The sequence below is a fragment of the Curtobacterium sp. SGAir0471 genome, from assembly GCF_005490985.1.
Lineage (GTDB): Bacteria > Actinomycetota > Actinomycetes > Actinomycetales > Microbacteriaceae > Curtobacterium.
Genome location: NZ_CP027869.1, coordinates 219,806 through 230,726, shown reverse-complemented (window position 1 = coordinate 230,726; position 10,921 = coordinate 219,806). Strand labels below are relative to the sequence as shown.

Below are 10,921 nucleotides of genomic sequence, written 5' to 3'. Positions count from 1 at the left end.
TGCTCGACGCGATGCGGCATCCTCGGGGGCAAGGCGCTGGCCGGGGCGGCTGCGTGACGCGTCCCCGGGCCGCCGACCGACGCGGTGTGGCACGATCGGCACCGTGCTGAACGGGACGAGCGTCATCGACGCCATCCGCCACGACATCGTCACCGGCGCCCTGCAACCGGGCACCCGGGTGACCGAGGCGTTCCTCGCGGAGCGCCACGGGGTCTCCCGGGTGCCGGTCCGCGAGGCACTCCGGGGGCTCGAGGGCGAGGGCTTCGTCGTCTCGCGACCGAACGTGGGCTCGCGGATCGCCGACATCCCCTTCGACGAGGCCGACGACCTGTTCGCGGTCCGCGAGTCGCTCGAGACCGCCACCGCCCGGCGGGCCGCGACCCGGGCCCGGACGCTCTTCGCGGCCGACGCCCCGCCCGAGGACTGGTGGCGCGTGCGCCGCGAGCTCGGCGTCGTCCTCGACGAGGGGGACGCGGCCGTCGAGCGGGACGAACTCGACCTGCTCGTCGACCTCAACGAGCGCTTCCACCTGCTCGTCGCCGAGCTCTCCGGCAGCTCGACGCTCGCGACCCTGCTCCGCCAGCTCTCGCGGAAGATCGAGTGGCTCTACGCGCTCGACACCTCGTCGCGGGGCAAGCGGCTGTGGCCCGACCACCGGCGCATCCTCGCGGCGATCGATGCCGGGGACGTCGAGGCCGCGGCCGAGCGGATGGCGTGGCACGTGCGCGAGAGCCGCATCGGCTACGCGGCACGCACGTCCCCGGAGCAGGCCGACGCCCTGCGCTCCGCGGGCCCCACCGTCTGAGCAGGCGCCCCCGCCCGCGCTGACACTCAGAGCGTCGGCACGACCACCGCGCGGCCGGACAGCTCCCCGGCCTCGAGCTTCCGGTAGGCCTCGAGCGCGTCGGACAGTGCGAACCGCTCGACGTCGGGCTCGATCTGCCCGGCGCGGTACATCGCGACGACCTCGTGCAGGTCCTCGATCGTGCCCCAGTACGTGTTCGTGATCGTCGACTCGTACGGCGTCGAGAAGAAGTTCCACTCGACCGTGCCGCCGGCGATCCCGACGACCGTGAGTCGCCCGCCGATCGCCATCGAGGCCTTCGCGGTCGCGATCGTCGGCGTCGCCCCGACGAAGTCGAACGCCGCGTCGACGCCCCGACCGCCGGTGAGCTCGCGGATCGCAGCCGCCTGGTCTGGGCCGGCCGGGACGGTCACCGCTCCACGAGCCGCAGCGCGGTCCATCGCGTACTGCTTCGTGTCGGTCGCGATCACGGTCGCACCGGTCAGGGCCGTGAGGATCTGCACGGCGATCTGCCCGAGGCCACCGAGTCCGACCACGAGCGCGTACCGCCCGCCACCCGCCAGGTTCGGCAGCGCGGCCTTGATCGCGTGGTACGGCGTGAGGCCTGCGTCGCTCAGCGGTGCGGCAGCGATCGGGTCGGCGTCCCCGAGCGCCACGAGGTTCCGGGCCGGCACGGACACGTACTCGGCCATGCCCCCGTCCCGACCGAGGCCGATGGCGGCGTAGGGGTTGGTCGCAGCGTTCTCGCAGTAGGTGTCCTGGCCCTTCGAGCAGTACGAGCAGTGCCCGCAGCCGACCGGTCCGTAGACGAGGTACGCGTCGCCCTCCGTGAAGCCGGTCACGCCGTCGCCGACGGACTCCACCCATCCCGAGTTCTCGTGACCGAGCACGAAGCCCGGCGCCTGTGCACCCGGCTGTCCTTCCCGGAACTCGCGGTAGACCGCGACGTCGGAGTGACACGCCCCGGCGCCGGCGACCCTGAGGAGCACCTCCCCCGGTCCCGGTTCGGGCTTCTCGACCTCGGTCAGGACGGGGAACGTCTGGTACTGCTCGAACACGACGGCGTGCATGGGGGTCCTCCTTCGACCCGCTCAGACTACGCCTGTCGTTCAGCGCGACAAGCGTCGCTCACACCACTCGAACCGTTCTCGTGCCGGTCGAGCGCGGAGCGGCCACCCTCCCTGCGTACTCACCGAGAGCCGGTTGCGAGAACGGTCGTTCTCCGGTTGACTGGCGACGGTCCTGAACAGGGCCTCCCCCAACGAAAGGAGCGGGTATGCCCACGCGCACCGCACGCACCGCCTGGCACGGCGGCCTCAACGACGGTTCCGGCCAGGTCGAGCTGTCGAGCTCGAAGGTCGGCACCTACGACGTCTCCTTCCCGAAGCGCGCCGCGGACGAGGCCGGTGGCACCACCAGCCCCGAGGAGCTCATCGCCGCGGCCCACTCGGCCTGCTACGCGATGCAGTTCTCGGCCATCCTCGGCGAGGCCGGCGGCACCGTCGAGGCGCTCGACGTCAAGGCCGACGTCTCGCTCGGCCCGGACAGCGCGGGCGGCTTCAAGCTCACCGGCATCACCCTCACCGTCAACGGCGAGGTCTCCGGCATCGACGAGGCCGCCTTCCTCAAGGCCGCCGACGAGGCCAAAGCGACCTGCCCGGTCTCCAAGGCGCTCACCGGTGTCGACATCGAGCTCAAGGCGACCTTCGAGCAGTAGTCGTCACGTCCCACGGGACGTCACCACCTGACGGACGGGAGGCGCGGTGCCAGCTGGCACCGCGCCTCCCGTCCGTCCGTCGGTCGGTCGCGTCCAGCCGACGTCCGGACTCGGGCGTGCACGGCTGGCACCATTGACGGATGGCCGAGCAGTTCCTCCCCGGCGTCCCGCGGCCCGGGCGTCCACCCCGGCCGCGCGTCCGCAACCTCGCACAGCACGACATCCGGGACGCCCGAGCCCGGCTGCGCGGCACGATCTACGAGGACGTCACCCCCGACACCCGCCCGCGTGAGCAGTACTCGCCCGTGCAGATCGTCGACTTCTGCCTCGACCTGGCAGAGGTCATGCTCGCCTCGGGCGCGGACACCCGCAGCGTCGAGACCGCCGTCGTCGCGGTGTCCACGAAGTGGAACCTGGCGCCGCTCGACCTCGACTTCTCCGGCAGCTCGGTGACGATCCAGTACGCCCCCTCCGACCACCCGCCGCTCGTCAAGGTTCGGACCGTGCAGTCGGACGGCTCCGACCTCGATCGGCTCGCGCGGGCGAACCAGATCGTCGACGACCTGGTGCACGGCGAACGCGACATGACGAGCGCGGTGAACGCCCTCGTGGCGGTGCTGCGCCTGCCGAGCCGGTGGCCGTCGTGGCTCGCCGACGTCGGACTCTCGGTGCTCGGTACCTCGATCGCGATGCAGGCCGGTGGAGGCTGGCGGGCCGGCGTCGGCGCCTTCGTGCTCATGCTCGGGATCATCCTGTCCGGTCGCTGGCTGACCGGTCGGGGGTTCCCGCAGTTCTTCGTCTCGGGGGCCCAGGCTGCGGTCGCCTCGGCGATCGGCACGCTGGCGATCTGGGCCGACGTGCTCACGGCGACCGGTGCGGCCACGATGGTCGCCGCGCTCGTCGTCCTGCTGCTGCCGCACGTGTCGCTCGTCACCTGGGCGCAGGACGCGATCTCCGGCTTCCGGGCGATGGCCGTGGCACGGGCGTTCTACATCGTGCTCGTGATCGCCGCGATCGTCGTCGGGGTGCCGGCGGGCATCGCGGTGCTGCAGTGGCTCCGGATCGAGGTCGACCCCTCCGGCATCGTCCTGCAGCCACTGCCGCTCTGGGCGTCCCTGTCGCTCACGGTCGTGTCGGCTGCGGCGAACTGCTTCGTGCAACAGGCCAGCGCCCGGGTGATCCCGGTGGCGGTGGTGTTCTCGGTCGCCGCTGGAGCGTTCCTCTGGGAGCTCCGGCACCTCGGGATGCCGCTGCTCGGGGCGACATTCATCGCCTCGGTGCTGCTCGGCGTGCTGTCCACCATTGCGGCAGCGCGGATGCGCACGGCGGTCGCGGCGATCGCGGTGCCGGCGTTCTGCGGTGCGCTGCTGCCCGGTGTCGCGGTGTCGAACGCGCTGCTCAACTTCATGTCCGGGTCCTCCGGTGCCGCGCTCGACTTCGTGGCGGCCGTCTCGGTTGCGCTCGGCATCGGAGCGGGCCTGGTGCTCGGCGGCCTCGTGGCGACCCCGGGCGCGCGGCGGGCCCTGCGGCGTGCACGCCGGGTCACGGTGCACTCGGTCCACAACGACACGACCGCGATCCCCGTGCTGCGGGACACCGGGTACGACCCGGGCAACGGCTCGGTCCCGCGGGGACACCGCCCGCGCTGAGCCCGCTGGGACGTCGGCCGTGCGCTCGCCGCGTGTGCTCCGGCCGGTCCATTCACGCCGGTCCGTTCCGCGAAAGCGACAGTGCACGACCGATCGTCGGACGTGCACTGTCGCTTTCGCGGGACTCTCGCGGGCTCGGTCGCCGCGCGAGCGCGCGATCAGCCCTTGTCGGAGACGGCCTTCGTCACCGCGGTGGGCGCGTCGTAGTCGCCGTCCGGGATGCCCTTGAGCGCCTCGAGGACGTCACCGGGGGCGTCCTCCTTCTCGGCGGTCGCCACGATGTCGTCCTTCGAGGCCGGGTAGTCGATGCCGCTGAGGTACTTCTGGACCTGGATCGGGTTCGGTGCTGCCATGTCGGTTCCTTCCGTCGGAGCCTCCACGACTACGCCGGGGCTGCTCCGGGCCGACTCGGCGGACGCGCCTGGCGGCCAGGCGTCAGATCTCCCAGCTGCCGCCGTCGCTCCACTGCGAGAACCGCTGCGCGGCCTGCGGCTCGTAGCGTTCCATCCACCCGCGCTCGAGGCGCGCGACGGCCCGGTCGAACGCCGGCACGAGGTCGAGGTCCGGGCGCAGCATCGCCTGCAGCTGGAGCCCCTCGTAGAGTGCGATGAGCTGCTCAGCGCCGCGTCGCGGTTCCATCGTGTGCGGCGCACGGCCGACGGCGATGTCGTGCTCGAGCCCGCGCCGGATCTGCGAGAAGAACAGCTGGTAGCGCGACCGCAGGTAGGTGGACATCGGGTGCTCGGGGTTGCCCGCGACGGAGAGGAGCGCGACGAGCAGCCGCATGAGCGCGGGGTCCTCGGCGTTCGAGGCGACGATCGCGCGCAGCAGGTCGACCGTGGGGCCGTCGCCGACCTCGTGCGCGACCTCCTCGAGACGAGCGCCGTTCCACCGGTCGACCGCGGCGAGCACGAGGCCGTCCCAGGACGGGAAGTGCTGACGGAGTTCCTCGGTCGTGATGCCCATCCGGTCGGCGACCATGCCGACGTGGGCCTCGTGGAACGGGACGTCACGGAGGAGGTCGACGGTCGCGCCGACGATGGTGATCCGCAGGTGCAGGGTGGCGGCCGCGGCGGCTGCCGCCTGCGTGTCCGCGCTGGTGTGTTCGAGCATCGTGCCCTCCGTCGTGCGGCGGACGTCCTGTCCGCACCCCTGATCCAACCGCAGTGTCGGGGGACACGACATCCCCGGTCCGGGTGTCGGCATGTCGGGGGACAAGTGTCCGACCCCAGCGCGGCCCGGGCGTTCCGTGGGACCATGCCGGGATGGACCCGCAGGACCCCGTCGCACAGGGACTCGCCACCATGGCATCGGCCGGTTTCGAGTTCGGCGGCGACGACGAACAGGTCGCACACGACGTCCGGACGATGTGGGAGCAGCTCGGCTCCCCCGTCGGCGCCTTCGATGCGGCGGCGCGGGCGATCGCGCGCCTGCCGCAGCGGCCCGAGGTCCCGATCGCCGACCAGGCCCGTCGCCGGGCGTTCGAACGCGCGATCGGGATCAACCCGGTCGAGGTCGAGCTGACCGCCGCGATGTCGGCACGGGAGCTGCTTGAGCGGATGGCGCGGTCCGTCGCCTGCTGACAGGTGGCGACGCACCCGACTGCAGACGGGAGGCGCGGTGCCAGCCGGCACCGTCCGCCCTCGCAGGCTCGGTGGGCGCGCCCCGCACAACGCTCCGCGTTGCCGCCGAGCGGGGCGCGCCCGTCCGTGACCCCTCGCGTCTACGGCGTCGGCATGCCGCCGTCGACGTGGAGCGTCTCGCCGACCACGTAGGACGACTCGCCGCTCGCCAGGAAGACGAACGCCGGCGCGAGCTCGGCGGGCTGGCCCCAGCGGCCGAGGTAGGTCTGCTCGCCCGCAGAGGGCAGCGCCTCCGGCGGCTGGCCACCGGCCGGCTGCAGCGGGGTCCAGATCGGCCCGGGAGCGACGGCGTTGACGCGGATGCCCTTCGGCGCGAGCTGCGCGGCGAGGCCCTTCGCCATGTTGTTCACGGTCGCCTTCGTGGCGGCGTAGTGCACGAGGTGCGGCGACGGCGCGTAGGCCTGGATCGACGTGGTGTTGATGATCGTCGAGCCCGGCTGCAGGTGCGGGACAGCCGCCTTGGTGATGCGGAACGTCGCGTAGGCGTTCGTCTTGAAGGTCTCGTCGAACTCCTCGTCCGAAATCTTCGTGATGTCGTCCACGTTCTGCTGCTTGCCGGCGTTGTTGACCAGGATGTCGAGTCCGCCGAGGCCGTCGACGGCCGTCTGGACGAGCTCCTCGCAGAACGCCAGGTCCTTGATGTCACCGGGGATGGCGACGGCCTTCCGACCGGCCGCCTCGATGAGCCCGACGATGCGGTCGGCGTCCTCCTGCTCCTCGGGCAGGTACACGATGGCGACGTCGGCACCCTCGCGGGCGTAGGCGATGGCGACCGCCGCGCCGATGCCCGAGTCACCGCCGGTGACGAGCGCCTTGCGACCCTCCAGGCGGCCCGAGCCGCGGTAGGTGTCCTCGCCGTGGTCAGCGGGGACGTTCTTCGCCATCTCCTCGTCGGTGCCGGCGCCCTGCAGGTACTGCTCGTCCGGCTTCTTGTCCGCGTACATCGCGGTGGGGTCCTGCATCGAGTACTGGTCCAGCCCCGAGTGTCCGGGCCCCGTCTGGTCGTTCTGCTGCTCCGTCATGGCCTGGACGGTACGCACCCAGACACGCTCGTCCGTCCAGCGAGGTGTCCCCCGTGGGGCTCTTCGTGACACATCCCCAAGATCACGAACACGTGACGAGCGGGCTGCGATTCGGTAACACCTGTCGTCCTGTCCGGGTGCTCGTCGTACGGTCGACTGGTGACTCCCCGTACCCTGCTCGCGCTCGGCGCTGCTGCGCTCGCCTTCGCGGCCGGCACGGTCGGGTCCGACGTCACGGCTCCCGGGGGTGCGGCACCGGCCGCGGCTGCCGAGGACCGCAGCGACGTCACCAGCTCGGCGCAGCCGCTGGTGCGGGTCACCGACCGCGAACTCCGCCGGGTCGACACCGTCGAGCTCGATGCCGAGTCCCTGGTCCTCCGTCACGGCGACGCCATCGTCGCGGACGTCCCGATGCGCGATGCCAGGTCGACCGTCTCGCTGCTCAACCGCCTGCTCGGCACCCCGTCGCGCACGCAGACCGCGGTCGGCGACGGCGGTGCGTGCTTCCCGGCGGGGACCACCTACACCTGGGGCGGCGCGGTCCGCGTCGCGGCGCTCGACACCCCGTCCTCGGTGGGCAACGCGGTCGAGATCCGTGTCCTGCGGGACTCGGTCCGGAGCCGCGCCGGCGACCGCGTCGAGCTCACCGGGCCGGACGGCGTGCAGGTCGGCGACGACGTGTCCGACGAACTCGACGCGGCCCCTCGTGCCGACAAGGTCTCGTTCGGGTCCGGGGACTCGCAGGCGTGGCAGCTGCTGCTCGAGGCCGGCTGGGTACCGGACGAGGACGGCGCGACGCCGGACGGCCCGCGTGCCGAGTACGGCGACGGCTCGTCGCAGGCGGACGACCAGGCCGACGGCCAGGCCGACGATCAGGGCACGAAGGACGAGCAGGGCGCGGACGACGAGCAGGGCACGAACGGCGTCTCGGCGCTGACGAACGACACCGAGGTCACGGTCATCGGCTCCCCGATGCCGGTCCACGCACGACGCTCCTGCTGACGCGACCCGCTCGCAGCGGGTGCCCGGGCACGATCCCGGCCGATCAGCCCACGCGAAGGGTCGCCACGACCGGGAAGTGGTCGCTCGCCGCCCAGGTCTCGGGGCCGTCGTGGTCCATCACCACGCGCTCGGCCGTGACCTGGCCGCGGGTCAGCACCCAGTCGATCCGCTCGCCCGAGTCCACTGGCTCCTGCCAGCCGTTGAAGGACGCCGTACGGTCGGCCGGGTCCCCGGCATCGCTCCAGGCGTCCCGGTAGCCGGCGTCGGCGAAGACCCGGGTCGCCGGACCCGCACCCCACGGCTCGTTGCAGTCGCCCGCGAACACGACCGGACCCCCGACCGGTGCGAGCCGCTCGACGACCAGGGCCGCACTGCGGCGACGGACTTCGTCCCCGTGCTCGTTCTCCTCGTGGTCGAAGTGCGCGGTGAGCAGCGTGAAGGCTGCGCCCTCGGCGTCGAGGAACCGGGCGTGGTTGGCGACGCGCGGGTACAGGCTCCCCCAGGTGTTCGACACCGGTTCATCCGGGGTGTCCGAGAACCAGAACGTCCCGACGTCGACGGGACGGAGCCGATCACGGCGGAAGAAGACCGCGGCGTGCTCCCCCGCGGTTCCGCCCTCGCGGCCCTGGCCCACCGCGTCGTGGTCCGGCAGCCCCTCGCGCAGCGCGTCCATCTGGTGGTCGAACGCCTCCTGCACGCACAGGACGTCCGGGTCGTGCCGACGGATGACGTCGAGCACCAGCGGCAGTCGCGCCGGCCAGTCGTGCCGCGGGTCCGGGTTCTTCACGTTGTAGGTCATCAGGGTGATCGGACGTGCGACGTGGCTCACCGGTCGAACCTACCGACCGGCGACCCCCGACCGCCCCAGGATCCGGCGCAACGCCAGGACGCCGTCCCGCGCCCGGGTCTTCGCCGTACCGACGGGGACGCCGAGGCGCTCGGCGAGCTCGGGGCCGCTCAGCTCCGCGAGGTGCCGGAGCACGACCGCCTCACGTTGCCGCGCGGGCAGGGCCGCGACCGCCCGCCGCAGCGACTCGCGCTCGAGCACGCCCTCGGCCCGCTCGACGGATGCGTGGTCGACGGCGTCGGCGTACCGGGCTCCGACGCGGGCGTCCCGCTGCCGGTCCGCCTCGGCCTTCCGGACACGGTCGATCGCCCGCCGCTGCGCGATCATCCGGATCCAGGACACCGGTGGGTGGCGGGGGTCGTAGCGGTCGGCGATGCGCCAGAGCTCGAGGAGGACGTCCTGCACGACCTCCTCCGACTGCCACCGGTCGACGACGTGGTGCCGGACCCAGTGTTCGACCAGCGGGCGGAACCGGTCGTGGAGTCTGGTGAACGCCACACGGTCCCCCGCGGCGACGTCGAGCAGCAGCTGTCGTTCCTCATCGCGGCGGTGGAGCAGGTCATCGTGCACCGTGACATTCCACATGCCGGTCCTGACGATCGGCAACTCCGACGCCCGGCTGTCGAGGGATCGGCAGCCCACTGTCGGCCGTCTGTCAGTTGATGCAGACGCCTTCCTGGCCGTAGTTCTTCACGTCCGTCGAACTCGGCGCGGGCTCCGGCTCCGTCGGCTGCGACGCCTCGGCCGAGGGCGACTCCTCGGCCGGGGCCGGGGCGGCGTCGCCGGGCGTGGCCGGTGCGGTGACGGTGACACCGTCGGACCCGAGGACGAGCGTGACGCCGGTGACCGAGGCGGACCGCACCGCGACCGCTCCGGGCACCACCGCCGCGACGGCCTTGGCCTGCGCCTCCTGTCCGGCGGGGTACTGCACCTGGGTCTTCTGCGTCGTGTCGGACGAACCGGGCGTCCCGACCTGGAACCCGCGCGCGGTCAGGTTCGCGGTGGCGGTCGCGGCGGCGCCCGAGACCCCGCTGCCGTTGAGCACGGTCACGGTCGTCGCTGCGGGCTCGGCGGCCGTCGCCTTCGTGTACTCCTCCGGCTCGCCCACCAGGCCCTGCACGAAGGTGGGGAGTCCGACGGTGTCGACCTCGACGATGGAGAGCGGGCCCGACCTCGTCGAGATGGTCGGGGTGCCGAGCGTCGGGATCGTCGCCGACTGGATGTTGCCGGGCCGCAGGTTCCGCATCTGCGTCGCGAGGGAGACCAGGTCGGTGTCCGTCTGAATGGAGCCGCCGACGGCGCTGAGGATGTTGTTCATCTTGATCGGGTTGAGCAGGGTGCCGGCGGAGAGCACCTTGCGCGCCTCCTGCGACAGGAAGTACTGCTGACGCACGTTGCGGTCGAGGTCGCCGTTCGGCAGCCCGTGCCGCTGGCGGACGAAGGACAGTGCCTGCTTGGCGTCCAGCTCCGAGGTGCCCGCCGGCAGGTCGACGCCGGAGTAGGGGTCCTTCACCGGGTTGTTCAGGCAGACCTCGACCGGCCCGAGCTCCTTGACCACCTGGTAGAAGCCCAGCAGCGACACCCGGACGTAGTGGTCGATCGTCAGACCGCTGAGGTCCTGGATCGTCTGGATGAGCAGCTTCGCGCCGCCGGTGTCGCCACCGCCGTTGAGCGTGCCGTAGTAGAACGCGCTGTTGAGCTTGCCCTTGCCGACGCCGGGGATCGAGACGTAGGAGTCACGCGGGAACGAGATCATCGTCGCCTGGGTCCCGTCGGCGTTGATGTGCAGGACGATCATCGTGTCGGTGTTCGTCGCACCACCGTCGGACTCGGTGCTCAGCTCCGCCATCTCCTCCGGCGTAGCGTTGTCCGGGCGGTGGTCGTCACCGACGAGCAGGATGTTCTGCGCCTGACCGTCCACGTCGTCAGCGTCGTCCTTCGACCGCGGGCTGATCGCATCGATCTTCGTCACGCCGTTGTTCAGGCTCGTGTACGCGAACGCGACGTAGCCGCCGGTCAGCGCGAGACCCATGGCGAGCACACCGGCTATCGCCGGCAGGACCACCCCGCCTCCGCGCTTCTGGCGCCCGTGGCGCGGCGGCACGTGGCCGCGGCGGGCACGGCGCGTCGTCTGCTCGGGTTCGATGCTCACCCGGAAACCATAACGGCACAGCGCGGATCGGACAGGGAGATCCCTGGGGGTTCCTGGTCGACGCTGTACGTGCGGGACCAGCCC

General features: G+C 72.0%; 12 protein-coding genes. 5 read left to right on the top strand and 7 right to left on the bottom strand.

Annotated elements, in window-relative coordinates; translation table 11 throughout:
- Positions 1-103: 103 nt before the first annotated feature.
- Positions 104-805 carry a GntR family transcriptional regulator gene (locus C1N91_RS01205; protein ID WP_254678295.1) on the top strand — a complete coding sequence of 234 codons (702 nt, stop codon included), beginning with the start codon at positions 104-106 and terminating at the stop codon, positions 803-805.
- Between the two features lie 26 nt (positions 806-831).
- Here C1N91_RS01205 and C1N91_RS01200 read toward each other — a convergent pair whose 3' ends face one another.
- The gene (locus C1N91_RS01200; RefSeq protein WP_137766252.1) at positions 832-1,875 is read right to left on the bottom strand and encodes an NAD(P)-dependent alcohol dehydrogenase; all 1,044 of its coding nucleotides are present in this window, start codon (positions 1,873-1,875) and stop codon (positions 832-834) included.
- 206 nt (positions 1,876-2,081) lie between these two features.
- On the opposite strand from C1N91_RS01200, the gene C1N91_RS01195 reads away from it, so the two are divergent.
- Both C1N91_RS01195 and C1N91_RS01190 read left to right on the top strand, forming a co-directional pair.
- Positions 2,082-2,522, top strand: coding sequence for an OsmC family peroxiredoxin (locus C1N91_RS01195; protein WP_058727514.1), 441 nt, complete (start codon positions 2,082-2,084; stop codon positions 2,520-2,522).
- A gap of 140 nt (positions 2,523-2,662) precedes the next feature.
- Positions 2,663-4,171: a threonine/serine ThrE exporter family protein gene (locus tag C1N91_RS01190; RefSeq protein WP_137766251.1), complete on the top strand. Its 1,509-nt coding sequence runs from the start codon at positions 2,663-2,665 to the stop codon at positions 4,169-4,171.
- Positions 4,172-4,329: 158 nt separating this feature from the next.
- Here the strand turns inward: C1N91_RS01190 and C1N91_RS01185 are convergent, their stop codons facing one another.
- Together C1N91_RS01185 and C1N91_RS01180 are read right to left on the bottom strand one after the other, a co-directional pair.
- Complete coding sequence (locus tag C1N91_RS01185) at positions 4,330-4,524, bottom strand: DUF2795 domain-containing protein (RefSeq protein WP_058727511.1); 195 nt, start codon at positions 4,522-4,524, stop codon at positions 4,330-4,332.
- 82 nt (positions 4,525-4,606) lie between these two features.
- Complete coding sequence (locus C1N91_RS01180) at positions 4,607-5,284, bottom strand: TetR/AcrR family transcriptional regulator (protein ID WP_137766250.1); 678 nt, start codon at positions 5,282-5,284, stop codon at positions 4,607-4,609.
- Positions 5,285-5,436: 152 nt separating this feature from the next.
- On the opposite strand from C1N91_RS01180, the gene C1N91_RS01175 reads away from it, so the two are divergent.
- A complete protein-coding gene (locus tag C1N91_RS01175) occupies positions 5,437-5,754 on the top strand; it encodes a hypothetical protein (RefSeq protein ID WP_137766249.1) in 318 nt (105 codons plus the stop codon).
- A gap of 140 nt (positions 5,755-5,894) precedes the next feature.
- Here the strand turns inward: C1N91_RS01175 and C1N91_RS01170 are convergent, their stop codons facing one another.
- The gene (locus tag C1N91_RS01170) at positions 5,895-6,836 is read right to left on the bottom strand and encodes an SDR family oxidoreductase (protein WP_137766248.1); all 942 of its coding nucleotides are present in this window, start codon (positions 6,834-6,836) and stop codon (positions 5,895-5,897) included.
- 159 nt (positions 6,837-6,995) lie between these two features.
- Here C1N91_RS01170 and C1N91_RS01165 point away from each other — a divergent pair, with 159 nt between their 5' ends.
- Positions 6,996-7,838: a hypothetical protein gene (locus tag C1N91_RS01165; RefSeq protein WP_137766247.1), complete on the top strand. Its 843-nt coding sequence runs from the start codon at positions 6,996-6,998 to the stop codon at positions 7,836-7,838.
- A 43-nt stretch (positions 7,839-7,881) separates the two neighbouring features.
- Here the strand turns inward: C1N91_RS01165 and C1N91_RS01160 are convergent, their stop codons facing one another.
- The 3 genes from C1N91_RS01160 to C1N91_RS01150 all read right to left on the bottom strand — a co-directional run bounded on the left by C1N91_RS01160 (position 7,882) and on the right by C1N91_RS01150 (position 10,837).
- Positions 7,882-8,667: an endonuclease/exonuclease/phosphatase family protein gene (locus tag C1N91_RS01160; protein ID WP_137766246.1), complete on the bottom strand. Its 786-nt coding sequence runs from the start codon at positions 8,665-8,667 to the stop codon at positions 7,882-7,884.
- A gap of 9 nt (positions 8,668-8,676) precedes the next feature.
- Positions 8,677-9,255 carry a sigma-70 family RNA polymerase sigma factor gene (locus tag C1N91_RS01155; RefSeq protein WP_175415850.1) on the bottom strand — a complete coding sequence of 193 codons (579 nt, stop codon included), beginning with the start codon at positions 9,253-9,255 and terminating at the stop codon, positions 8,677-8,679.
- A gap of 85 nt (positions 9,256-9,340) precedes the next feature.
- Positions 9,341-10,837: an LCP family protein gene (locus tag C1N91_RS01150; protein ID WP_137766244.1), complete on the bottom strand. Its 1,497-nt coding sequence runs from the start codon at positions 10,835-10,837 to the stop codon at positions 9,341-9,343.
- Between the last annotated feature and the right edge of the window lie 84 nt (positions 10,838-10,921).

Coding starts and splice junctions, on each gene's coding strand:
- C1N91_RS01200 (WP_137766252.1), bottom strand. CDS start 1,875: ATGCACGCCGTCGTGTTCGAGCAGTACCAGACGTTCCCCGTCCTGACC.
- C1N91_RS01195 (WP_058727514.1), top strand. CDS start 2,082: ATGCCCACGCGCACCGCACGCACCGCCTGGCACGGCGGCCTCAACGAC.
- C1N91_RS01190 (WP_137766251.1), top strand. CDS start 2,663: ATGGCCGAGCAGTTCCTCCCCGGCGTCCCGCGGCCCGGGCGTCCACCC.
- C1N91_RS01185 (WP_058727511.1), bottom strand. CDS start 4,524: ATGGCAGCACCGAACCCGATCCAGGTCCAGAAGTACCTCAGCGGCATC.
- C1N91_RS01180 (WP_137766250.1), bottom strand. CDS start 5,284: ATGCTCGAACACACCAGCGCGGACACGCAGGCGGCAGCCGCCGCGGCC.
- C1N91_RS01175 (WP_137766249.1), top strand. CDS start 5,437: ATGGACCCGCAGGACCCCGTCGCACAGGGACTCGCCACCATGGCATCG.
- C1N91_RS01170 (WP_137766248.1), bottom strand. CDS start 6,836: ATGACGGAGCAGCAGAACGACCAGACGGGGCCCGGACACTCGGGGCTG.